The organism is Paracoccus jeotgali, from assembly GCF_002865605.1.
In the GTDB taxonomy this organism is placed as follows: domain Bacteria; phylum Pseudomonadota; class Alphaproteobacteria; order Rhodobacterales; family Rhodobacteraceae; genus Paracoccus; species Paracoccus jeotgali.
In genome coordinates this window covers 55,218-76,493 of record NZ_CP025583.1, presented here as the reverse complement: position 1 = coordinate 76,493, position 21,276 = coordinate 55,218, and the positions used below count along the sequence as shown (strand labels likewise).

Sequence of the window (21,276 nt, the reverse complement as noted above, 5' to 3'; positions counted from 1 at the left end):
GGCTCTTCATCCTCGCCATCCGCGAAGGGGACGAACTGGCCGACCCCGCGCGCCTGCTCGGGGGTCCGTTCGAGCGGCGGCAATCGCACCGAGATGCTGCAGCTCTGGCCGACCCCGGTGGCGATGGACGGCTGCAAACCCAGCGCCGGCAATCGCAGGACCGCCGATCTGAGCAATTCGGGGGGGATGTGGATGACACCGACGGCGCGGGACCACAAGGACGGGGCGACCAGCCTTGCCAACACGCCGGTGAACGGCCTGCTTGGCCGCCAGGTCCTTGTGACACCGACGGCTGGCGCAACCTCCTGCGACATGCCCCGAACATTGAACCCGCTGTTTGTCGAGGCGCTGATGGGCTGGCCCACCGGGTGGACCGGCTTCGCCTCTGTGGCAACGGCGTGGTCCCCCTGGTTGCAGCGCATGCGCTCCGAACTCTGGCAGCTCAGCTGCAGGCCGATGGGTGAGGCCATCTGATGCAAACCAGGATGATAATGCCGGCAGAGCGGATCGGCGAGGTGACTTTCCCCGAATGGGATGCCTCTCAATGGGCGCAAGAGTTCGCAGCGACGGATTGGATGAAGCTTGCCGCGGACATGAAGCCGATCATCGATCGGTTGAAGGCGATAGGCGCTCTCGAGCCGGATTTCGAACTGTGATGCAGATCGATATGATGGCCGTCGGGCACTTGGTGCCCTATGCCCGCAACGCCCGCACCCATTCCGAAGACCAGGTCGCCCAGATTGCTGCCTCGATCGCGGGGTTCGGCTTCACCAATCCGATCCTGATCGGCGACGATGATGTGATCATCGCCGGGCCCGGGCGGCTGATGGCGGCGCGGCTGCTGGGGCTGACCGAGGTGCCAGTGATCCGGCTGGCGCATCTGACCGAAGTGCAGCGCCGGGCGCTGGTCATCGCCGACAACCGCATTGCCGAGAATGCCGGCTGGGACGAGGAACTGCTGCGATCCGAGCTGGCGGCGCTGCAGGAGCTGGAGTTCGACCTCGAACTGGTCGGCTTCTCTGGGAAATCGTATGGAACCCGGCAATGCTGCCGAAGGACGAATGAAGATGTGGTTCTCATCGGTGCCAGTTCGTTAAGCGGCAGCCCGTGCAGAGCTGGATGACTGGCGCCCCGGCGAGCCGACGGTCATCAACTCGGCGACGTTAGGCGTCAGGAAGCTTGTAAACGGTCCCACGCCCGTCGATCTTTTTAGCGGCAATGACAAGCCCGAGCCGCTTTTTCAACGCGCCGGAAATGGCCCCACGCACGGTGTGGGGTTGCCACGAAAGCATGGCAGCCGCTTCGGCAACACTCGCGCCCTCGGGCCGCTGCCTCCTCGACGAGGCCCTTGGCAAGCAGCGCCCCCACCACCTTGGCAGCGGCACCGCCGCGCAGTCTGTCGGGCAAAGGCAGCGCCAGATTGCCGGCGCGAGCGGCGGCACGGCTGAGGATCAGGCTCTGTATTTCGGAAAGCGGGGTCATTGCGCGTGCTCCCCTTCGCCGAAGGCACTGTCCGTGATCTGGCGCAGCAGGCCCGCGTAATGCTCGAGTGTGCCGACATGACCCCAGTGCACCTCGTCGGGGCTGGCGTTGAAATGGTCAGCACTGAGCGTGGCGAGACGGGCGAGCATGGTGTCGATTTCGCCTTTCCTGCTGACGAAGGCGGCAAGCGCAGCCTGCCGGTTGCGGCGGGCTCTCTCGGCGCGAGGCGTGGTGTTCATAGCGTTGTCTCCGAGCTCTGATCTGCATCGTTGCGGTGCATTCAGAATCGCTCAACCGGGGCTGGATGTGTAGTATAATCGCAGCAATATCATTGCTTTAGTTGACCTGCCCGGCTGCCCGGGCGCGAGCGGAAGGGGGCGGGCGGAATGGGACTCTCGCGCCGGCAATATGCGGCGCATCGTGGCGTCAGCCACACCGCGGTGGCCAAGGCAATCGCCTCGGGGCGTATCACCCTAGAGGCCGATGGCAGCATCGACCCGGTGAAGGCCGACCGGCAATGGGATGCGCAAACCGATCCGGCCAAGCAGCGAGGTGTGCATGCCCCGGCGCTGGGCAGCGCCACGGCTGCCGGCACCGCCCGTGCGGCGGCCGCGACCCGGCCGGTGCCGCGCGCCGCCATCGAGTCAGTGGGCGAGACCCTGCGCGAGGCCGGCGCGGATCCCGAAGCCGGTGCTTCGGGCGAAGTCTCATTCCTCCGCGCCCGCATGGCGAACGAGGTGATCAAGGCGCAAACCGCCAAGGTCCGCCTGCAGAAGATGAAGGTGGAACTGGTCGACCGTGCGCGCACCACCGCCATGGTGTTCGACCTGGCCCGGCGCGAACGCGACGCTTGGCAGAACTGGCCACCGCGGGTGGCCGCGAACATGGCGGCGGAGCTGGGCGTCGATCCGCACCAGATGGAGCAGGTGCTGGACAAGTATCTGCGCAAGCATCTGGGCGACCTCGCGGAGGTGAAAGTTGACCTTCGCTGAAGCGTTCGACGGTGCCGATGAAATCCGCCGCGCCTGGCTTGCAGGGCTCGCGCCCGATCCGCTGCTGACCGTGTCGGAATGGGCAGACCGGCACCGAATCCTGTCCTCGCGGGCGGCGTCGGAGGCCGGGCCCTATCGCACGGCTCGCACCCCGTTCATGCGGGCCATCATGGACGACCTGTCACCCTCCAGCGCGGCGCAGCGGGTGGTGTTCATGAAGGCGGCGCAGGTTGGCGCGACCGAGGCCGGCAACAACTGGATCGGCTTCTGCATGCACCGCGCGCCGGGGCCGTTCCTCGCGGTGCAGCCGACCGTGGATCTGGCGAAGCGCCTGTCGCAGCAGCGGATCGACCCGCTGATCGAGGAAAGTCGCGAGCTGAGGGAGCTGGTTATGCCGTCGCGGTCGCGCGACAGCGGCAACACCATCCTCGGGAAGCGCTTTCCGGGCGGGCAGTTGATCCTGACCGGCGCGAACAGCGCGGTGGGGCTCCGCTCCATGCCGGCGCGCTGGGTGTTTCTCGATGAAGTCGACGCCTATCCCGGCGATCTCGATGGCGAAGGCGACCCGATCGCACTTGCGGAGGCGCGCACCATCAGCTTCGGGCACAGGAGCAAGGTGTTCCTGGCCTCGACGCCCACGATCAAGGGGCTGTCGCGGATCGAGCGGGAGTACGAGATGAGCGACCAGCAGCGCTATCACGTGCCCTGCCCGGCCTGCGGATGCCTGCAATGGCTGAAGTTCGAGCAGCTGCGCTGGGAGAAGGGACGTCCCGAAACCGCCCGCTATGTCTGCGAGCACTGCGAGGAGCCCATCGAGGAGCGGCACAAGACCGCCATGATGGATGAGGGCAACGGCGCCAGATGGATGCCGACCGCCGGCCCTGAAACGCTGGCGGCGGCGCAGGCGGCGGGCGTGGTCGGGTACCACATCAGCGGGCTCTATTCGCCGCTGGGCTGGCTTTCCTGGGACGAAATCGCCCGGTCCTGGGAACAGGCGGTGGGCAACGACGCCGCGCTGAAGACCATGAAGAACACCGTCCTCGGCGAGACCTGGCAGGAGAAGGGCGAAGCACCCGACTGGCAACGGCTCTATGAGCGCCGCGAGAACTGGCAGCTCGGGGAGGCGCCAGAGGGTGTGCTGGTGCTGACGGGCGGCGCTGACGTCCAGCGCGACCGCATCGAAATCGACGTCTGGGGCTGGGGGCGCGGGATGCGCTCGTGGCTGGTCGATCACATCGTGCTAGAGGGCGACACCGCCCGCCCGGAAATCTGGAACGACCTGACCGAGTTCCTGAACACCACATGGCCGCATGCCGGCGGCGCGCATATGGCGCTGGCCCGGATGGCGATCGACACCGGCGACGGTGTGACGACCGACGCGGTCTATTCATGGGTTCGCTCGGTCGGACGGGGCCAGGTGCTCGCAATCAAGGGCGTGGCCGGGTTCGATCGGTCCACGCCCGTCGACGGCCCAACCTATGTCGAGACGACCGAGGCGGGCCGCAAGCTGCGGCGGGGCGTGCAGCTGTGGAAGGTCGCGGGCGCGGTCTTCAAGGCGGAGACCTACCGCTTCCTGCGGCTGAACGCGCCGACCGAGGAGGAACTTGCCGCGGGCGGCGAATGGCCCACGGGATACATCCACATCCCGAAGGGCACGCCCGCGGAATGGATGAAGCAGCTGACCGCTGAGCAGCTGATGACGATCAAGACTCGGCAGGGCTTCCAGAAGCTCGAGTGGCAGAAGACCCGCGACCGCAACGAGGCGCTGGACTGCCGCGTCTACGCCCGCGCCTCCGCCTGGCTGATGGGAATCGACCGCTGGGACGAGCGCCGCTGGGAGGCGCTCGAGGAACAGATCAACACCGGCCATACGGACACCGCCCCTGCGGGCGTTCCGAACCGGCCACGGACGCAACAGCCGCCGAAGCGTCGATCCGACTGGATGGGCACAAGGCGCGGGAAATGGTTCTGAGATGGCCGGATACACCCACGCCCAGCTCGCCGCGATCAAGGAGGCATACGCCTCCGGCGTGACCCGGGTCTCCTACGACGGCAAGACCACCGAATACCGCTCGCTCGCGGACATGCGCGAGATCATCGCCACGATCGAGGCCGATCTGGCGGCGCAAAGCGGCCGGAAACGGCCGATCGCTGGCTTCGCCAGCTTCAGGAGGTCGTGATGGCGAAGCGGAGTTCACCCCCTCCCATCGTCCGCTTCGGCATCGTCGACAGGGCCGTCGCAGCGTTCTCGCCCGAGGTGGCGCTGCGACGGCTCTATGCCCGCAGCGCGATTGACCGGATGCGCGGATATGAGGCGGCGTCCAAGGGGCGTGGCACGGCGGGATGGCGGGCGAACGGCAATTCGGCCGATCAGGAGATCGCCCTCGCCGGGCCGGTGCTGCGCGACCGGATGCGCGATCTGGTCCGCAACAACCCGATGGCCGCGCAGGCGGTGCAGGTGCTGGTCAACAACATCGTGGGCTATGGCATCCGCCCCCGGGCCGCGACCGGCGACAGGGAGCTGAACCAGCGCATCGATGCGCTCTGGCGGCGCTGGGAACGCGACTGCGACGAGCATGGCCATACGAATTTCCAGGGCATCCTCGCGCTGGCCGTTCGGCAGATGATCGAAGGCGGCGAGGTGTTCGCTATCGCCCGCCCGACCACCCGGCGCCGCGGCGGTCTCGTGCCGCTGCGGATCGAGCTGCGCGAGGCCGACCATCTGGACGCCTCGCGGATAGACAATGGCGCGACCGGAAACCGGATCGAACAGGGGATCGAGTTCGACCGGAAGGGGCGGCGCGTCGCCTATTGGATGTTCCCCGACCACCCGGGCGGGCCCAGCACCGTCTTCGCCCGGCGATTTGAGTCCGAGCGCATCCCGGCCGAACGGGTCGCGCATCTGTTCGAGCGCCAGCGGGTGCAATCCCGCGGGGTGCCGTGGGGCGCCCCGGCCATGCGCCACATCAGGGATCTGGACGACTGGCAGAACGCCGAACTGGTCCGCAAGAAAACCGAGGCCTGTCTCGTCGGGATCGTCTTCGGCGCCGAGGACTCGGAGCAAGGGATCGCGCCGGCGGTCGAGGACGCCGACGGGAACCGGATCGAGCAATTCGAGCCGGGGCTGATCGCTTATGCCCGGAACGGGAAGGACATCAAGTTCAACCAGCCGTCCGCGACCAGCGGCATCGGCGAATGGCTACGCGCACAGCAGCATCTGATTTCGTCGGGCTTCCGGGTACCCTATGCACTGATGACCGGCGATATGTCGCAGGCGAACTTCTCGTCCACCCGCGCCGGTCTGAACGAGTTCCGCCGCATGATCGAGCAGGTGCAGTGGCAGACCGTCATCCCGATGTTCTGCGAGCGCATCTGGGACTGGTTCGTGGAATACGCCCGGATCGAGGGGCTGCTGCCGATCGATGGTGAGTTCATCGCCGAATGGGGCACACCGCGCTTCGAGAGCGTGAACCCCCTGCAGGACGCGCAGGCAGATCTGCTCGAGGTCCGCGCCGGCTTCTCGACCATCCCGCAGCAGATCGCGCGGCGCGGCTACGATCCGGACGAAATCCTCGAGGAGGCGGCCGAGTTCAACGCGAAGATGGACGGCCACGGGCTCGTCTTCGACGCCGACCCCCGCAAGGTCACGAAGGCCGGGCTGGTGCAGACCACCGACCCCAATGCCGCGCCCGCGCGCGAAGCTGAAACGGAGTAATCCAATGCCGCAGGACATTCTCGACCTGCCCGTGATCGGGCGGGCCGGCACGCTGCACTCTGTCGACGAGGCGGGCCGCAGCTTCGACGTGCTCTGGACGACCGGCGCGCAGGTGCGCCGCTATTCCTGGGCGCGGGACGAGGAATTTGACGAGGAACTGGTCGTGTCGCCGAATGCGATGCGGCTGGAACGGCTGAATGCCGGCGCCCCGTTCCTGAATTCGCACGCGTCCTGGAGCCTGCGCGACATCCTGGGCGTGGTCGAGGACGGCTCGATCCGCATCGAGGGCGGCAAGGCCTATGCGCGCATCCGCCTGTCGGAGCGCGACGAGGTCGAGCCAATCTGGCGCGACATCAAGGACGGCATCATCCGCAATGTCTCGGTCGGCTACCGCATCCACAAGATGGAGCGGCTCGCAAAGGCCGACCGCACCGATGGCGGTGAACGCGCGCTCTATCGCGCGATCGATTGGGAGCCGCTGGAGATCTCCGCCGTCGCCATCGGCGCCGACCCCGGCGCCGGCATGCGCTCGGACGCCGCCGGGCCCGACACCCGCCGCAACAGCTGCTTCCTCATCACCCGAGAAACCCCCACGGCACCCGCCGCAACTACCCAGAAAGGACACGTCATGTCTGACCAGACCACCACGGCGGGCGCGGATGAACGCTCCAAGACCGCGCAGACCCGCGCCCCCGAAGCCACCCCGGCGCCCGCCGCCGCGCCGGCGCCAGTGATCGACGCCGAGGTCATCCGCGCCGCGGAGCGCGCCCGCGCCGCCGAGATCGGCACGATCTGTGCCCGGCACGGGCTGGAGGACGCGTTCCGCGACCAGCTGATCCGTGACGGCGTGTCGATGGACCAGGCGCGAACCCTGATCCTCGACCGGCTGGTCGAGACCGACCCGGTTCAGCGCACGGTCGAGCCCGCCCCCGCCCAGGCGCGCGGCACTGGCGAGCGCGACGCGCAGTATCGCGATGCGATGTCCAACGCGCTGCTTCACCGTGCGAGCGCGCCGGGCATTGATCTCAGCGACGCCGGCCGCGAATTCCGCGGCCTGTCGCTGATGGAGCTGGCTCGCCACGCTCTCGAGCGGTCGGGAGTCAGCACGCGCGGCATGGGCCGGATGGAAATCGCGGCGGCGGCGCTGGGCCAGCGCGCGGTCGGCTATCACACCACCGGAGACTTCCCGGCGGTACTGGCGAACATCGGCAATATCAGCCTGCGCTCAGCCTATGCCGCGACGCCCCGCACCTTCACCGCGTGGGCGCGGAGGGCGACCCTGTCCGATTTCCGGCCGACCACTCGCGTGCAGGTCTCGAACGCACCGCAACTCGAGAAGGTGCCCGAGGGAGCCGAGTTCAAATACGGCACCTTCGGCGAGGCGTCGACGCAATACGCGCTGGCGACCTACGGCAAGATCATCGCGTTCAGTCGGCAGATGCTGATCAACGATGATCTCGGGGCATTCACCCGCGTCGCCAACAGCTTCGGCGCCCGGGCGGCGCAGCTCGAGGGTGATCTGGTCTACGCGATCCTCCTGCAGAACCCGGCCATGTCGGACGGCGTGGCGCTGTTCCACGCAAGCCACGGCAACCTCGGCGCCGCGTCGGTGATCGATGAGGATGCGTTCATTGCGGCGTATGAGGCATTCGCGGCGCAGACCGATATCGACGGCACCGCCATCGACGTCAGCCCGGAGTTCATCATCGTCCCGCCGGGCCAGCGCGCCGTTGAGGCCCGCAAGCTGCTGACCGCCACGACCCCGTCCACCACGGGTGACGTGAACACTTTCGCCAACCGCCTTCAGGTGGTGGAGGAGCGCCGGCTCATGCCCTCGGCCGGCAATCAGGCGCCCTGGTTCCTCGCGGCCAGCACCGGGCTGATCGACACCATCGAATACGCATATCTCGATGGGCAGCAGGGCGTCTTCACCGAGAGCCGGAACGGGTTCGAGGTGGACGGGTTCGAGATCAAGGCGCGCCTCGACTTCGCCGCCTCGGCCATCGACTGGCGCGGTCTCTACAAGAACGCGGGCGCGGCCCCTGTCTGATCCTCGATCATGATGCCCGGCCGTGATCGCGGCCCGGCGCCCCTTGAACCTCCATCCAGAGAGACCTCATGAAAAACTTCGTTGCGCGTGGTGACGCGATCACCATTACCGCCGGCGCTCACATCGCGTCGGGCGCGGGCGTCCTGATCGGCAGCCTCTTCGGCATCGCAGCCGGCACTATCGCCAACGGCGCCGAAGGCGTCATCAATCTCACCGGCGTCTACGATCTGCCGAAGGCCGCCAGCCAGGCATGGACGGTCGGTGCGAAGGTCTATTGGGACGCCACCGCGAAGAACTGCACCACAACCGCGACCAGCAACACGCTGATCGGCCTCGCCGTGCTCGCGGTCGGCGGCACCGCCGGCGAGACCATCGGCCGGGTGCGGCTGAACGGCACTGCGGCCTGACCGCCATGACCGCCTTTGCCGCCGCCATCGATCTGCTGTTCGCGGACCCGAACCTCGCGGTGGATGCAACATGGATGCAGGGCGGCGCGTCGCCCGGCTCCCCGATCCGCGCAATCCGCAAAGCGCCAGACGAAATCACCGACTTCGGCGGCGCGCGCATCTGGTCCGAGACCGTCCGCGTCGACGTGCGGGTGTCGGAGATCGCCGCGCCGCGGCCGGGCGACCGGATCGTGATAGGCGGCGAGACCTTCGAGCTGCAGGGCGAGCCCCGCCGCGACCGGGAACGCCTCGTCTGGACCCTTGGTCTGAGCCCGGCGTGAAACTGCGGGCGGAGTTCACCGACCTCGCCAGGCTGATGGCGGACGAGGTGAAGGCTGGCGAAAAGGCGGTGCATTTCGGGATCAGGGACGCGGGCGTCGCGCTCAAGACCGTCTGGCGCGGCCAGGTCACCGGCGCGGGTCTCGGCCAGCGCCTCGCGCGCACGATCCGTTCCGAGACCTGGCCGAAGCACAAGCACAGCATGAACGCGGCCTCGATGGTCTGGACGCGCGCGCCGGTGATCGTCAGCGCCCATGACACTGGGCCGCTGATCCGGTCCCGCGATGGCTTCTGGCTGGCGATCCCGTCTGAGGCCGCCGGCAAGAGCCGCACGGGGAAGCGCCCAACGCCGGGCGAATGGGAGCGCCGCACCGGAATGCGGCTGCGGTTCGTCTATCGCCCGAACGGCCCGAGCCTACTGATCGCCGAGGGCCGCATCGCCAAGGGCGGCCGCGCCGTCGCGTCGCGGTCCAGGACTGGACGCGGCCTGACGTCGATCCCGATCTTCCTGCTCGTGCCGCAGGTCAAGCTGCGCAAGCGGCTCGACCTCGAGAAACCCGCGCAGGCGGCGCTAGCGGCGCTGCCCGCCGCCATCCTGCGCAAATGGAGCGACATGCCATGACCACCCGGCGAGAACAGGTGCTGTCCGCTCTTCACGCCCGGCTCCAGGGCATACCGGGCGGCTTCGCGGTGCTGCGCAACGCCTCGCTGCCCGAGAAAATTCCCGCGGCCGGCCTGCTGATCCTGCGCGACGGCACCCCGGGCGAGCCCTGGGTGACCCTGTCGCCGCTCCGATACCATTACGAGCACCGCGCCGAGATCGAGGCCTTCGTCCGCGGCAACGGGCTTGACGGGGCATTCGACACGCTGACCTCGGCGGTCGGCACCGCGCTCGCCGCGGATCGAACGCTGGGCGGGCTGTGCGATTGGATTGAGCCCGAGGCGCCCGAGCCCGCCGACCTGCCCGTCGAGGGCGCCACCATGATCCGGGCGGCGGTGCTGATCGTCACCCTGCATTACACCAGCGCCGACCCGCTGGCTTGACCCCGAGAAAGGACACCCCATGGCACGCGCACAAGGCGCGCGGTCGCAGCTCGCGGCCGCGTTCGAGACCATCTATGGCACCGCGCCGCCCAGCGGATACACCCGCCTTCCCTTTGCGGCGTCGTCGCTCAGCGCCGAGCAGCCGCTGCTCGCGTCCGAGCTGCTGGGATACGGGCGCGATCCGCTGGCACCGGTCAAGGACGTGCTGAGCGCGGGTGGTGACCTGACGGTCCCCATCGACGCGGAGGCGTTCGCTTTCTGGCTGAAGGCCGCATTCGGCGACCCGACGACCACCGGCACCAGCCCCGGCCCCTATACGCACGAGTTCCGCTCGGGCGCATGGACCCTGAGCTCCATGGCGATCGAGACAGCACTGCCGGAAGTTCCGCGTTACGCCATGTATTCGGGGGTGATGCTGAACCAGCTGTCCTGGACGATGCAGCGATCCGGCCTCCTGACCGCGACCGCCAGCCTCGTCGCCCAAGGGGAGACGGTGGCAACGTCCACCCAGGTCGGCACACCGGCTGACCTCGATCTGCTGCGCTTCGGGCATTTCAACGGCTCGGTCGAGCGCAACGGGGTGGCGCTGGGCAACGTGGTGTCGGCGCAGATCAGCTATTCCAACAACCTCGACCTGATCGAGACGATCCGTGCCGACGGGCGGATCGAGGGCGCGGACCCGAGCATCGCGGCGCTGACCGGATCAATCGACGTTCGCTTTGCCGACATGACGCTGGTCACGCAGGCGATCAACGGCGCCGCCTGCGAGCTCGAGTTCGCCTATGCGCTGCCGACCGGCGAGGCGCTGACCGTCACCGCACATGCGGTCTATCTGCCGCGGCCCCGGATCGAGATCGCCGGCCCGCAGGGCGTGCAGGCCAGCTTCGACTGGCAGGCCGCACGCGATCCCGTCACCGGCCGCATGGCGACCGTCACCCTCATCAACCATATCGCGAGTTACTGATCCATGATCCATCTCAATCTCTCGGCCAGCGCGCGCTGGATCGATCTGGCACCGGGCCTGCGGCTGCATGTCCTCCCCGTCACCACTGCTGTCATGGCCTCGGCCCGCGCCGACAGCGCCATGGACGATCTCTCCCCGGACGCGCCGCGCGAGGTGTTGGCTGTCGCCATGGCCAAGGCCGTCGCGCGGCAGGTGGTGATCGATTGGGAGGGCGTCGGCGACGAGGACGGCACGCCGCTCGCGATCTCGCCCGAGGGCATCGACGCGCTGATTGATATCTGGCCGGTGTTCGAGGCGTTCCAGGAGCAATGCCTCGGGCCGCATCTGGTGCTGGATGCGGAAAAAAACGGCTCCGCGCCCTCGCCGAATGGCACTTCGGCGGGGGCGACCGATACTGCGAAGCCTGCGCGGGGCCGTGCCCGGACTGCCCGGCAAAGCTGAACTACCCGCAAACACAGGAAGGCTCGCAGGTCTGGGACCTGGCCGGGCGGCTCGGCGGGCAACTGCGGGCCATCCCCGGCGCCGTCCTCGGCTGGGACATGACCGCCGCCCTCGCGCTCGCCAGCGCGCTGGGCATCGACGTGCTGGCCGTCGCCGAGCTGCTGCCGGTCATCGAGGCCGAGATGGTGCGCAAGACCAACGAAAAGATCGGGGAAGGCGCCGGGAATGGCTGAGAAGAAGGTGTCCGTCCGACTGGTTGCCGAGAACGGCCGGCAGGTCCGCGCCGAGCTGGAAGGTATCGGCCATGCCGGCGCGGCCTCGTTCAAGCGCATGTCAGCCGAGGTCGACACCGCCGGCGTCATGCTCAAGCGGCTGGCCGGGATCGCCGCCGGCGCATTCAGTGTCCGCCAGATCGTCCAGTACACTGACCAGTGGACGGACCTGCAATCGCGCGTCGATCTCGCCACCGGCAGCCAGGAGAAGGGCGCGCTGGTCATGGAGCGCCTCACCCTGATGGCGCGGCGCACCTATTCAGAGCTCGGCCAGACGACGGAAAGCTGGCTGGCCAACGCCACCGCTCTGCGCGAACTCGGGATGTCGACGCAGGAGAGCCTCGATTTTACCGAGGCGCTGAACAACGCCATGGTGGTGTCGGGCGCCAAGGCCGACCGCGCCGCCTCGGTCCAGAACGCGCTGTCGAAGGCCATGGCGCTGGGGAAACTGTCGGGTGACAACCTCAACACCGTGATCCAGACCGGCGGTCGGGTGGCCGAGCTGCTGGCGAAAGAGCTGGGTACCACGGTCTCCGGCCTTCGGCAGATGGGCCAGCAGGGGAAGATCACCGGCGATGTGCTCCGGACGGCGCTGATCGGCAACCTCGAGCTGCTGCGCGATGAGGCCGACTCAATGCCGGCCACGATCGGCGACGCCTTCGTGCTGATCAACAATGCGGCGCTGCAGCTGGTCGGCGCTTGGGACAAGCTGCTGGGCGCGTCCTCGGGTGTGGCCACTGCGCTGATCTTCGTCGCCGACAATCTCGAGCGCTTCGCGGCCTATGCGATGGCTTTCGCCGGGTTCATGGCCGGGCGCTGGGTCGCAGCCTTCATCGCCGCCCGCGTCGCCACCTTCAGCCTGGCGGGGGCTCTGACGGTGCTGAAAGGCGCCCTGATCCGCACCGGGATCGGGGCGCTGATCGTGGCCGCGGGCGAGCTGATCTACTGGTTCGGCAAGCTGGTAAAGGGGGCCGGCGGGATCGGAGAAGCATTTCGCCTGCTGGGTGCGCTCGCCTATGAGGTCGGCCAGCGGATCGGGGACGCATTCACTGCAGCCTTCGCGCTGATGGCGGCGGGCTGGGAAGGTTATCGCGCCCTCGTGTTCACGGTCCTCGACGCCCTCGTGACGGGCACCGTCACTGCCGTGGATCGCTATGTGGCGGTCTGGCAGGGCGGGTTCGACGCGATCAAAGCGATCTGGAGCCTGCTTCCGGCGGCCATCGGCGACATGGCATTTCAGGCGGCGAATGCGCTGATCGCCGGCGTCGAGGCGATGCTGAACGGGGTCGTCACCCGGATCAACCGCTTCATCGCCGGGATCAACAGCGCGCTCTCGATGCTGCCGGAATGGGCCGTGGGCGAAGGCGGTGTCCAGATCGGCGAGCTGGCCGAGGTCAGTCTCGGTCGCATCGCAAACCAGTTCGAAGGCGCGGCCGAGGCCGCCGGCTCTGCCGCCGCCGACGCCTTCGCTGCGGCATGGGAACGGACCTATGTCGAGCCCCCGGACCTGTTCGGGGATCTGGCCGACGAGGCAGCATCCGCTGCGAAGGAGCACCTCGAACACGCGAAGGCGATGGGCGAGGCCGCTGTCGCGCCTCTCGACAGCTGGCGGGCGCTGCAGGAGGCGGTGACCCGCACCGGCGAGGAGGGCAGCGATGCGCTGAACGATGCCTCCGGCGCGGCGTCCGGGGTCGGGGATGCGCTCGACAAGGCTGGCGGTGCAGCCGGCCGCGCCGGTGCCGCGGGCAAGCAGGCCGGCGAGGACACGAAGAAAGGGGCCGAGGATGCCAAGCGGGGCTGGGAGGCGGTGGCGGCATCGCTCGCCGATTATGCCGAGAAGGCGAAGAACCTCGGCCAGGGCATCGGCGATGCGATCGTCAGCGCGTTCCAGAGCGCCGAGAACATGATCGGAGATTTCGTGAAGACCGGGAAGGCCAGCATCCGCGACTTCGTGACCTCGGTGATCGCCGACTTCGCCAAAATCGCCGCGCGGCGCTTCATCCTCGGCCCCCTGGCCGGCGCGCTCGGCAACCCGCTGAGTGGCAGCAGGTTCATGGCGAACGTCATGCACAGCGGCGGCGTGGTCGGCACAGGCGGGACGCAGCGCATGGTCCCGGCGCTGGCATTCGCCGGCGCACCGCGCATGCACAATGGCGGCTGGGCCGGCCTGCGCTCGGACGAGGTGCCCGCGATCCTGCAGCGCGGCGAGCGGGTGCTGTCCCGACGCGAGGCCGCCGGTTACGGCACTTCGGTTACCGTCAACATCACCGCGCGCGATGCTGAGTCCTTCCGGCAATCCCGCGCCCAGATCGGCGTCGATATCGCCCGCGCCGTCGCCATGGGCAGGAGAGGCATGTGATGGCGTTTCACGAGATCAGGTTCCCTGACAACATCAGCCGCGGCGCGCGTGGCGGCCCGGAGCGGCGCACCCAGATCGTGGGCCTGGCCTCGGGCGACGAGGAACGCAACGCCTCATGGGCAAACAGCCGCCGCCGTTATGACGTCTCCTACGGCATCCGCCGCGCTGATGATCTCGATGCAGTGGTGCAGTTCTTCGAGGCCCGCAACGGGCGGCTGCACGGCTTCCGGTTCAAGGATTGGGGGGATTACAAGTCCTGTCGGCCGTCAGAGAGCCCGGCCGCCACCGACCAGTTGATCGGCACGGGCGACGGCGTCCAGACCGCGTTCCAGCTTGTGAAGCGATACACGTCCGGGGCGCAGACATGGGTTCGTTCGATTACCAAGCCGGTGGCGGGCACGATCAGGATCGCGCTGGGCGACACCCCACAGCCCTCGGGCTGGACGATCGATCCGGCAACCGGCGTCGTCACCATTGCCGCCGCACCCGGCAGCGGTGTGACCGTCCGCGCGGGCTTCGAATTCGACGTTCCGGTGCGGTTTGATTCAGACACGCTCGACGTGACCCTCGATATCGAGCGGCTCGGCTCGATCACCTCCATTCCGCTGCTGGAGATCCGCCGATGAAGGCCATCGATCCCGTCCTGCAGGCCCATCTGGATGATGGGACCACTACCCTCTCGTGGTGCTGGAAGATCACCCGCGCCGATGGCGAGGTTCTCGGCTTCACTGATCATGACCGGGTTCTCTCCTTCGACGGCACCGATTGCGAGCCGGAAAGCGGGCTGTCGGCATCGGAGATCAGATCCGGTTCCGATCTGGCGGTCGACTCGCAGGATGCCCAAGGCGCGCTGACCTCGGACCGGATCACCGAGACCGATATCCTCGACGGACGTTGGGACAATGCGCTGGTCGAGGTCTGGCGCGTGAACTGGCAGGTCCCTGGCCAGCGGGTGCTGCTGCGGCGGGGCTCGATCGGCGAGTTGCGGCGCGGGCGCTTGGCCTTCGTGGCCGAGGTCCGCAGCATGGCGCATGTGCTGGGCCAGACCGTGGGGCGGGTCTATCAGGGCACCTGCGACGCGGCGCTGGGCGACGAGCGATGCCGCCTCAATCTGAGCGACCCCGCCTATACCGGCACCGGCGCGGTGGTCGATCCCATCCACGACCGGGCCTTCACGGCTTCGGGCATCAGTGGCTTCGCCAGCGGCTGGTTCGCCTTCGGCTATCTGGAATGGGCCTCGGGGCCGAACTCCGGGCGCTCCGCAGAGGTGATGATGCACGAGTTGGCCTCCGGCGTCGTCACGATTACCCTGCTGGAAGCGCCGGTGCGCCCCGTCGCGGGCGGCCACGCCTTCAACATCCGCGCGGGCTGCGACAAGCGCGCCGAGACCTGCACCGCAAAGTTCGCCAACATCGTCAACTTCAGGGGCTTCCCGCACATTCCGGGGCAGGACACGGTGATCCGCTATGCGACCGCCGATGGCGGGCACGAGGGGGCCGTCCTGTGAGGCCCGCCGACGCAAACAGGGTGATCGCCGCCGCGCGCGGCTGGCTGGGCACCCCGTACCATGATCAGGCCAGCGTGAAGGGCGTGGGCTGCGACTGCCTCGGGCTGGCGCGCGGCATCTGGCGCGAGGTGGTCGGGACCGAGACGCTGCCGGTGCCGCCCTACAGCTGCGATTGGGGCGAAACCGGCAGCAGCGAGGTTCTGGCCGACAGCGCCGCCCGGGTGATGATCCGCATCGACCCAACTGATGCCGGGCCCGGCGCGGTGGTGCTCTTTCGCATACGGACCGCAGCCATCGTCAAGCATGTCGGGGTCATGACCGGGGCTGACAGCTTCATCCACAGCTATGAGCGGCTCGGCGTGATCGAGGAGCCGCTGACCACCGCATGGCGGCGGCGCATCGCATTCGCCTTCCTGTTCCCGCACCCGCGCAAGAGGAAGACCTGACCCATGGCCACAATCGTTCTCGGCGCCGTTGGCTCTGCCATCGGCGGCTCGATGATCAGCGGCACCGTCCTCGGCCTGACCGGTGCGGCCATCGGCGGCATGATCGGATCGACCGTGGGCTCGATGGTCGACAGCTGGATCGTGTCCTCGATGATGCCGGGCCAGCGCATCGAGGGCGCGCGCATGGACAGCCTGCGCGTGACGTCAGCCACCGAGGGCGTGGTGATCCCGCAACTCTATGGGCGCATGCGGCTCGGCGGCAACATCATCTGGGCAACCGATTTCCGTGAGGAAACCAACACCACCCGCCAGGGCGGCGGCAAAGGCGGTGGCCCGAAGGTCACCACCAAGGAATACCTTTACTATGCCAGCTTCGCTGTCGCGCTCTGCGAGGGGCCGATCACCGGCATCGGGCGCATCTGGGCAGACGGCGAGGTTGTGGACCTCAGCGATGTGACGTGGCGGTGGTATTCGGGCGACGAGTCGCAGGTGCCGGATCCTTTCATCACGGCGAAGATGGGCGGGGGCAATACACCCGCCTATCGCGGCACCGCTTATGTGATGTTCGAGGAGCTGCCGCTCTCGCGCTTCGGCAACCGCCTGCCGCAGCTTTCCTTCGAGGTGGTCCGTCCTCTGGCGGATGCGGACACCGCCGAGGGGCTGGTCCCCGCCGTGACCATCATCCCGGCCTCGGGCGAATTCGCCTATTCGACCCAGATCGTGCGCAAGAACGCGGGCGGCGACAGCAGCGCCGAGAATGTCAATGCGATGGCCGAGATCGCGGACATGGTGGTGTCGCTCGACCGGCTGGAAGCCATGGTGCCGAAGGTCGAGAGCGCCTCGCTGGTGGTGTCATGGTTCGGTGACGATCTGCGCGCCGGGAACTGCACGATCCGGCCGAAGGTGGAAATGGCCGCAAAGCGCACCAACCCCGAATGGATGGTGAATGGCGTAACCCGCGCTGCAGCGCAGGTGGTCAGCTACAAGGACGGCAAGCCGGTCTATGGGGGAACGCCCGCGGATTTCTCGGTCATCCAGGCCATTCGTGAGTTGAAGGCCCGCGGGCTGCGCGTGACCTTCTATCCGTTCCTGATGATGGATGTTCCAGAGGGCAATATCCGTCCGGATCCCTGGAGCGACAACGCCGCGAGCATCGGCCAACCGGTGCTGCCCTGGCGCGGGCGGATCACCTGCTCGCCCGCGGCTGGTTTTGCCGGAACCGTCGACAAGACGAGCACCGCTGCCGCGCAGGTCGCATCCTTCTTCGGCAATGCCCAACCCTCCAACTTCTCGGTCAGCGCCGACCGCGTGACATGGACCGGCCCGGCCGGGGAATGGGGCTTCCGGCGCATGATCCTGCATTACGCCCATCTCTGCGCAGCGGCGGGCGGGGTGGACGCCTTCCTGATCGGATCGGAAATGCGCGGCCTGACCCAGATCAGGTCCGGTCCCACCACCTATCCGGTTGTGCAGCAATTGCGCGATCTGGCCGCAGCCGTGCGGTCGATCCTCGGGCCTGCTACGCGCATCAGCTATGCCGCCGACTGGTCGGAGTATTTCGGCCACCATCCGCAGGATGGATCGGGCGACGTGTTCTTCCACCTCGACCCGCTCTGGGCGGATGCGAACATCGATTTCGTCGGCATCGACAATTACATGCCGCTCAGCGACTGGCGCGACGGATGGGACCATGCCGATGCGCAGCTCTGGCCCTCGATCCATAATCGCGCTTACCTGCAATCGAACATCGCCGGCGGTGAAGGATTCGACTGGTTCTATGCCAGCGAGGCCGACCGGATCAGCCAGACGCGGACGCCGATCACGGATGGCTTGGGCAAGCCCTGGGTGTTCCGGTTCAAGGATATTCGCGCCTGGTGGTCGAACCCGCATCACAACCGCCTCGGCGGGGTAGAGAGCGCGGCGCCGACCCCATGGGTGCCGCAGTCAAAACCGATCCGGTTCACCGAACTTGGCTGCCCGGCGGTGGATCGCGGCACCAACCAGCCCAATGTGTTCTACGATCCGAAGTCGTCGGAGAGCTTCTTTCCGCATTTCTCGCGCGGCTGGCGCGACGACGCCATCCAGCGGGCCTATCTGGAAGCCACCTACCTGTTCTGGCGCGACCCGGCGAACAACCCGGCCTCGACCGGATATGCCGGGCGGATGGTCAATGTTGCGGAATGCGCCGCCTGGACCTGGGATGCGCGGCCCTATCCGTTCTTCCCCGAACTGTCAGATGTCTGGGCCGACGGGGAAAACTGGCGGCTCGGGCATTGGCTGACCGGCCGGCTGGGCGCGGTATCGCTGGCGGCGCTGGTTCGCCACCTCTGCCTGCGCGCCGGGCTGCCGGAACCTTGGGTGGACGTCTCTGGCCTGACCGGCGCGGTGGACGGCTATGTGATCTCGGCGTTGGAATCGCCCCGCACCTCGATCACCATGTTGGCCCGGCATTTCGGCTTCAATGCGGTCGAAAGCGAGGGCCGGATCAAGTTCGTGATGCGCGGCAGCAAGCCGGTGGCGGTGATCGGCCCCGATGCCATGGTGTCAGTCGGCTCCGGCGATGTGATGGACCTCACGCGCGGGCAGGAGACCGAACTGCCGCAGGCGCTGAAATGGCAGGTCGCGCGCGCCGACGAGGATTATGACGGTATCACCGTCGAATCCCGCCGCATCACGGTGGATGCCAGCCGGGTTTCATCGGACAGTTTTCCCATGGCAGTGCCGCCCGAGGAAGCGGACCGGCGCTGCCGCCGCGCGCTGATGGAGGCATGGGTGGGCCGCGCGACCGGATCATTCCGGCTCCCGCCGTCCATGCTGGCGCTGGACCCCGCCGACGTGATTTTGCTCGACCATGATGGTCGGCTGGCCGAAATGCGAATCCTCTCGGCTTCCGATGGCGATGCCCGTGGCATCGAGGCAATCCGGCAGGATCGCATGGCCTATGACCTGCCGCCCGGCAGCCCGCGCGCGGCGCATCTCGCACGGCCGGTCGTGTTCGGCGCGCCGCTGGTGAAGTTCATGGACCTGCCGCAACTGCGCGAGGATCACAGCCCGCACCAGCCCCTGATCGCGGCCCATGCGCGGCCGTGGCCGGGTGAGATGGCCGTCTATCGCAGTCCCGCGGATGCGGGATTCGAATCGCTGACCATGTTAAGCGCCCGGGCGCGCATAGGTGCACTGGTCGCGGACCTCTACGCCGGCCCGACCTCCCGCTTTGACCATGGCAATTCCGTCTATCTGGAACTGCTGACCGGGACGCTGGAAAGCGTGACAGACCTGCGCCTGTTTACCGGCGAGAACGCCGTTGCCGTAGAACAGCCCGGCGGAGCCTGGGAGATCCTGCAATTCGGCGCGGCCGAACTGCTCGCCCCCGGCCGCTATCGCCTGACGCGGCTGCTCCGCGGCCAGCGCGGCACCGATGCCGACATGGCCGCCATGGTGCCTGCGGGCGCACAGGTGGTGCTGCTGGACGCGGCGGTGGCCTCGCTGCCGGTCAATGAGGCCGATCTCGGCCTGCCGTGGAACTGGCGGATCGGCCCGGCCAGCCGGCCGGTCAGTGACGACAGTTATGCTGCCCTGACTTTCACCCCGACCGCCACGGGCCTGCGGCCGTTCTCACCCGTGCATGTCGAGCAGCCGTGGCGGTGGGCGCGCAGCCCCGGCGATCTGACGATCCGCTGGGTGCGCCGCGACCGATCACTCGCCGCCGATAACTGGAACGCGGTCGAAATCCCCATGTCAGAGCCCGCCGAGGCGTGGCAGGTCGATATCCTCGATGGGTCGACTGTCAAGCGATCCTTGACCGCAGCGACCACTTGCGCCGTCTACACCGGCGCGCAGCAGATCGCCGATTGGGGTGCGCCGCTCGGGCCGGGGGCATCCCTCGATATCCGTATTGCCCAGATCGGGCAGGCGCTCGGCGCCGGTGCGGCACCCGTTACCACCCTCTGGTTCTAAGCAGGAGATTTCTCGATGTCCGAGATAACAGCGCATCTCGCGCTGCCTTTCATCATGGCCGCACAGGCTCAGAAACACGTCACCCATAACGAGGCGCTGCGGCTGCTCGACGGCATCGTCCAGCTTGCGGTATTGGATCGGGATCTGACGACACCGCCCGCCAGTCCGGCCGAGGGTGCTCGCTATATCCCCGCACCCGGTGCGACCGGGGCATGGGCAGGCTGGGACAGCAGCATCGCCTACTGGATCGATGGCGCATGGATGCGGATCATGCCCGCGCCCGGCTGGCTCGCCTGGATCGAGGCCGAGGCGCAGCTGGTGGTCTGGACTGGCAGCGTCTGGCTTCCGGTGGTCGATGCCATGGGCTTCATTGCGCAGGCCGCCGCCGTCGCCGTGGCGCGGGAAGCGAACGGCGCCACCACCGGCATAGCGGTTCTGGAGGAAACCCTGACCGGGCTTACCGGCGCCTCGGTCGACAGCAGCATCGCCATCCCCGACCGCGCTATCGTGCTGGGCGTCTCCGTGCGAACCGTCACCGCCGTGCTGGGCGCTAGTTCCTATGATTGCGGTATTGCCGGTGAGCCGTCGAAATTCGGTGGCAGCCTCGGTGTGGCCGCGGGCAGCAGCAATATCGGCGTCATCGGCCCCACCGCCTTCTATGCCGACACCCCCGTGCGCCTGACCGCCAATGGCGGCGCTTTCACCGGTGGCGCGGTGCGCATCGCCATCCATTATCTGAGCTGCGGAGCACCAGCCTGATGGACACGATCCGCGAATGGTGGGGTGCGATCATGGCGGCAACCGGGCTGGGCGTCTGGCTGATCCGGCTCGAGGGCGCCAGCAAGAGCGCGCTGCGCGAGGTCGAGCGGCTGGAAAAGCAGCTCGACGCCGACCGCAAGGCCATCTCCGAGACCCGCCGCGAACAGAACGAGATGCTGCGCGAGATGCGCGCCGACATCAAACGCCTGCTGGAGCGCAGCAGCAGTCGCCGCGATTGCTGAGGTCGCGTGCGGGCCGCACTGGTGATGCCTGGCAGAGCTTGGTGTTGGAATTCCACCTGCGATGGAGATCGACTCTCATCGTGCCTTGGCCGAGATCGATTCAGCCGGTGAGCCACCTGATCATCCGAAGAATTACGGCACCAAGAACGCCAATCCACAGCACCAAGCCGGTGACGGCGACAAGGAACTGGATCCGGTTTTCGAGGCAGGTCGGTTGGCCCCATCCTCGCTCCACATCGACCCCGCAATCGGACTTCTCATAACCGCTGGCCATATGTCCTCCTTGCACGTGTCGTAAGCCGGGCGCTCCAGGCTCGCATT

At 67.7% G+C, this 21,276-nt stretch carries 25 protein-coding genes; 22 read left to right on the top strand and 3 right to left on the bottom strand.

What is annotated here, in order from left to right; genetic code table 11:
• Nucleotides 1-93 precede the first annotated feature (93 nt).
• The 3 genes from CYR75_RS16270 to CYR75_RS00395 are packed head-to-tail and all read left to right on the top strand — an operon-like array spanning nucleotide 94 to nucleotide 1,123.
• Nucleotides 94-474: a hypothetical protein gene (locus CYR75_RS16270; RefSeq protein ID WP_225972941.1), complete on the top strand. Its 381-nt coding sequence runs from the start codon at nucleotides 94-96 to the stop codon at nucleotides 472-474.
• Nucleotides 475-491: 17 nt separating this feature from the next.
• On the top strand, nucleotides 492-656 hold the full coding sequence (locus tag CYR75_RS00400) for a hypothetical protein (protein WP_158644536.1): 165 nt from the start codon (nucleotides 492-494) through the stop codon (nucleotides 654-656).
• 11 nt (nucleotides 657-667) lie between these two features.
• Nucleotides 668-1,123 carry a ParB/Srx family N-terminal domain-containing protein gene (locus CYR75_RS00395; RefSeq protein ID WP_225972768.1) on the top strand — a complete coding sequence of 152 codons (456 nt, stop codon included), beginning with the start codon at nucleotides 668-670 and terminating at the stop codon, nucleotides 1,121-1,123.
• A gap of 40 nt (nucleotides 1,124-1,163) precedes the next feature.
• On the opposite strand, the gene CYR75_RS16675 is transcribed toward CYR75_RS00395, so the two are convergent.
• Together CYR75_RS16675 and CYR75_RS00385 are read right to left on the bottom strand one after the other, a co-directional pair.
• On the bottom strand, nucleotides 1,164-1,292 hold the full coding sequence (locus CYR75_RS16675) for a DUF3489 domain-containing protein (protein WP_101498354.1): 129 nt from the start codon (nucleotides 1,290-1,292) through the stop codon (nucleotides 1,164-1,166).
• A 186-nt stretch (nucleotides 1,293-1,478) separates the two neighbouring features.
• Complete coding sequence (locus tag CYR75_RS00385) at nucleotides 1,479-1,721, bottom strand: hypothetical protein (protein ID WP_101498353.1); 243 nt, start codon at nucleotides 1,719-1,721, stop codon at nucleotides 1,479-1,481.
• A gap of 147 nt (nucleotides 1,722-1,868) precedes the next feature.
• Between CYR75_RS00385 and CYR75_RS00380 the strand changes: the two genes are divergently transcribed.
• The 19 genes from CYR75_RS00380 (at nucleotide 1,869) to CYR75_RS00295 (ending at nucleotide 20,955) form a co-directional block, all read left to right on the top strand.
• Complete coding sequence (locus CYR75_RS00380; RefSeq protein ID WP_101498352.1) at nucleotides 1,869-2,474, top strand: elements of external origin; 606 nt, start codon at nucleotides 1,869-1,871, stop codon at nucleotides 2,472-2,474.
• A complete protein-coding gene (locus CYR75_RS00375; RefSeq protein ID WP_101498351.1) occupies nucleotides 2,461-4,446 on the top strand; it encodes a phage terminase large subunit family protein in 1,986 nt (661 codons plus the stop codon). Before CYR75_RS00380 ends, CYR75_RS00375 begins: the two co-directional genes overlap by 14 nt.
• Before the next feature lies 1 nt (nucleotide 4,447).
• A complete protein-coding gene (locus CYR75_RS00370; RefSeq protein ID WP_101498350.1) occupies nucleotides 4,448-4,654 on the top strand; it encodes a phage head-tail joining protein in 207 nt (68 codons plus the stop codon).
• Nucleotides 4,654-6,189: a phage portal protein gene (locus CYR75_RS00365; protein ID WP_101498349.1), complete on the top strand. Its 1,536-nt coding sequence runs from the start codon at nucleotides 4,654-4,656 to the stop codon at nucleotides 6,187-6,189. The genes CYR75_RS00370 and CYR75_RS00365 overlap by 1 nt, the downstream gene beginning before the upstream one ends.
• A gap of 4 nt (nucleotides 6,190-6,193) precedes the next feature.
• Entirely contained in the window at nucleotides 6,194-8,239 is a 2,046-nt protein-coding gene (locus CYR75_RS00360) for a prohead protease/major capsid protein fusion protein (RefSeq protein ID WP_101498348.1), read from the top strand.
• Nucleotides 8,240-8,307: 68 nt separating this feature from the next.
• Complete coding sequence (locus tag CYR75_RS00355) at nucleotides 8,308-8,646, top strand: DUF2190 family protein (RefSeq protein WP_101498347.1); 339 nt, start codon at nucleotides 8,308-8,310, stop codon at nucleotides 8,644-8,646.
• 5 nt (nucleotides 8,647-8,651) lie between these two features.
• Entirely contained in the window at nucleotides 8,652-8,966 is a 315-nt protein-coding gene (locus tag CYR75_RS00350) for a head-tail joining protein (RefSeq protein ID WP_101498346.1), read from the top strand.
• Entirely contained in the window at nucleotides 8,963-9,586 is a 624-nt protein-coding gene (locus tag CYR75_RS00345) for a DUF6441 family protein (RefSeq protein ID WP_101498345.1), read from the top strand. The genes CYR75_RS00350 and CYR75_RS00345 overlap by 4 nt, the downstream gene beginning before the upstream one ends.
• On the top strand, nucleotides 9,583-10,008 hold the full coding sequence (locus tag CYR75_RS00340) for an acyl-CoA transferase (protein WP_101498344.1): 426 nt from the start codon (nucleotides 9,583-9,585) through the stop codon (nucleotides 10,006-10,008). The genes CYR75_RS00345 and CYR75_RS00340 overlap by 4 nt, the downstream gene beginning before the upstream one ends.
• Before the next feature lie 19 nt (nucleotides 10,009-10,027).
• On the top strand, nucleotides 10,028-10,972 hold the full coding sequence (locus tag CYR75_RS00335; RefSeq protein WP_101498343.1) for a phage tail tube protein: 945 nt from the start codon (nucleotides 10,028-10,030) through the stop codon (nucleotides 10,970-10,972).
• A 3-nt stretch (nucleotides 10,973-10,975) separates the two neighbouring features.
• Complete coding sequence (locus CYR75_RS00330) at nucleotides 10,976-11,413, top strand: hypothetical protein (protein WP_101498342.1); 438 nt, start codon at nucleotides 10,976-10,978, stop codon at nucleotides 11,411-11,413.
• Nucleotides 11,414-11,511: 98 nt separating this feature from the next.
• Nucleotides 11,512-11,646, top strand: coding sequence for a DUF7697 family protein (locus CYR75_RS16535; RefSeq protein WP_264080894.1), 135 nt, complete (start codon nucleotides 11,512-11,514; stop codon nucleotides 11,644-11,646).
• Nucleotides 11,639-14,044 (top strand): tape measure protein, encoded by a 2,406-nt coding sequence (locus CYR75_RS00325; protein ID WP_101498341.1) that lies wholly within the window; start codon nucleotides 11,639-11,641, stop codon nucleotides 14,042-14,044. Before CYR75_RS16535 ends, CYR75_RS00325 begins: the two co-directional genes overlap by 8 nt.
• Complete coding sequence (locus tag CYR75_RS00320) at nucleotides 14,044-14,670, top strand: DUF2460 domain-containing protein (RefSeq protein WP_101498340.1); 627 nt, start codon at nucleotides 14,044-14,046, stop codon at nucleotides 14,668-14,670. The genes CYR75_RS00325 and CYR75_RS00320 overlap by 1 nt, the downstream gene beginning before the upstream one ends.
• Nucleotides 14,667-15,551, top strand: a complete 885-nt coding sequence (locus CYR75_RS00315) for a DUF2163 domain-containing protein (RefSeq protein WP_101498339.1) — start codon at nucleotides 14,667-14,669, stop codon at nucleotides 15,549-15,551. The genes CYR75_RS00320 and CYR75_RS00315 overlap by 4 nt, the downstream gene beginning before the upstream one ends.
• Nucleotides 15,548-15,997, top strand: a complete 450-nt coding sequence (locus CYR75_RS00310; protein ID WP_101498338.1) for an NlpC/P60 family protein — start codon at nucleotides 15,548-15,550, stop codon at nucleotides 15,995-15,997. Before CYR75_RS00315 ends, CYR75_RS00310 begins: the two co-directional genes overlap by 4 nt.
• 3 nt (nucleotides 15,998-16,000) lie before the next feature.
• Nucleotides 16,001-19,954: a baseplate multidomain protein megatron gene (locus tag CYR75_RS00305; protein ID WP_101498337.1), complete on the top strand. Its 3,954-nt coding sequence runs from the start codon at nucleotides 16,001-16,003 to the stop codon at nucleotides 19,952-19,954.
• 15 nt (nucleotides 19,955-19,969) lie between these two features.
• Complete coding sequence (locus CYR75_RS00300) at nucleotides 19,970-20,713, top strand: DUF2793 domain-containing protein (RefSeq protein ID WP_101498336.1); 744 nt, start codon at nucleotides 19,970-19,972, stop codon at nucleotides 20,711-20,713.
• On the top strand, nucleotides 20,713-20,955 hold the full coding sequence (locus CYR75_RS00295; RefSeq protein ID WP_101498335.1) for a hypothetical protein: 243 nt from the start codon (nucleotides 20,713-20,715) through the stop codon (nucleotides 20,953-20,955). The genes CYR75_RS00300 and CYR75_RS00295 overlap by 1 nt, the downstream gene beginning before the upstream one ends.
• Nucleotides 20,956-21,055: 100 nt before the next feature.
• Here the strand turns inward: CYR75_RS00295 and CYR75_RS15885 are convergent, their stop codons facing one another.
• Nucleotides 21,056-21,229 carry a hypothetical protein gene (locus tag CYR75_RS15885; RefSeq protein WP_158644535.1) on the bottom strand — a complete coding sequence of 58 codons (174 nt, stop codon included), beginning with the start codon at nucleotides 21,227-21,229 and terminating at the stop codon, nucleotides 21,056-21,058.
• Between the last annotated feature and the right edge of the window lie 47 nt (nucleotides 21,230-21,276).

Coding starts and splice junctions, on each gene's coding strand:
- CYR75_RS16270 (WP_225972941.1), top strand. CDS start 94: ATGCTGCAGCTCTGGCCGACCCCGGTGGCGATGGACGGCTGCAAACCC.
- CYR75_RS00400 (WP_158644536.1), top strand. CDS start 492: ATGCCGGCAGAGCGGATCGGCGAGGTGACTTTCCCCGAATGGGATGCC.
- CYR75_RS00395 (WP_225972768.1), top strand. CDS start 668: ATGATGGCCGTCGGGCACTTGGTGCCCTATGCCCGCAACGCCCGCACC.
- CYR75_RS16675 (WP_101498354.1), bottom strand. CDS start 1,292: ATGCTTTCGTGGCAACCCCACACCGTGCGTGGGGCCATTTCCGGCGCG.
- CYR75_RS00385 (WP_101498353.1), bottom strand. CDS start 1,721: ATGAACACCACGCCTCGCGCCGAGAGAGCCCGCCGCAACCGGCAGGCT.
- CYR75_RS00380 (WP_101498352.1), top strand. CDS start 1,869: ATGGGACTCTCGCGCCGGCAATATGCGGCGCATCGTGGCGTCAGCCAC.
- CYR75_RS00370 (WP_101498350.1), top strand. CDS start 4,448: ATGGCCGGATACACCCACGCCCAGCTCGCCGCGATCAAGGAGGCATAC.
- CYR75_RS00365 (WP_101498349.1), top strand. CDS start 4,654: ATGGCGAAGCGGAGTTCACCCCCTCCCATCGTCCGCTTCGGCATCGTC.
- CYR75_RS00360 (WP_101498348.1), top strand. CDS start 6,194: ATGCCGCAGGACATTCTCGACCTGCCCGTGATCGGGCGGGCCGGCACG.
- CYR75_RS00355 (WP_101498347.1), top strand. CDS start 8,308: ATGAAAAACTTCGTTGCGCGTGGTGACGCGATCACCATTACCGCCGGC.
- CYR75_RS00350 (WP_101498346.1), top strand. CDS start 8,652: ATGACCGCCTTTGCCGCCGCCATCGATCTGCTGTTCGCGGACCCGAAC.
- CYR75_RS00340 (WP_101498344.1), top strand. CDS start 9,583: ATGACCACCCGGCGAGAACAGGTGCTGTCCGCTCTTCACGCCCGGCTC.
- CYR75_RS00335 (WP_101498343.1), top strand. CDS start 10,028: ATGGCACGCGCACAAGGCGCGCGGTCGCAGCTCGCGGCCGCGTTCGAG.
- CYR75_RS00330 (WP_101498342.1), top strand. CDS start 10,976: ATGATCCATCTCAATCTCTCGGCCAGCGCGCGCTGGATCGATCTGGCA.
- CYR75_RS16535 (WP_264080894.1), top strand. CDS start 11,512: ATGACCGCCGCCCTCGCGCTCGCCAGCGCGCTGGGCATCGACGTGCTG.
- CYR75_RS00325 (WP_101498341.1), top strand. CDS start 11,639: ATGGCTGAGAAGAAGGTGTCCGTCCGACTGGTTGCCGAGAACGGCCGG.
- CYR75_RS00320 (WP_101498340.1), top strand. CDS start 14,044: ATGGCGTTTCACGAGATCAGGTTCCCTGACAACATCAGCCGCGGCGCG.
- CYR75_RS00315 (WP_101498339.1), top strand. CDS start 14,667: ATGAAGGCCATCGATCCCGTCCTGCAGGCCCATCTGGATGATGGGACC.
- CYR75_RS00305 (WP_101498337.1), top strand. CDS start 16,001: ATGGCCACAATCGTTCTCGGCGCCGTTGGCTCTGCCATCGGCGGCTCG.
- CYR75_RS00300 (WP_101498336.1), top strand. CDS start 19,970: ATGTCCGAGATAACAGCGCATCTCGCGCTGCCTTTCATCATGGCCGCA.
- CYR75_RS00295 (WP_101498335.1), top strand. CDS start 20,713: ATGGACACGATCCGCGAATGGTGGGGTGCGATCATGGCGGCAACCGGG.
- CYR75_RS15885 (WP_158644535.1), bottom strand. CDS start 21,229: ATGGCCAGCGGTTATGAGAAGTCCGATTGCGGGGTCGATGTGGAGCGA.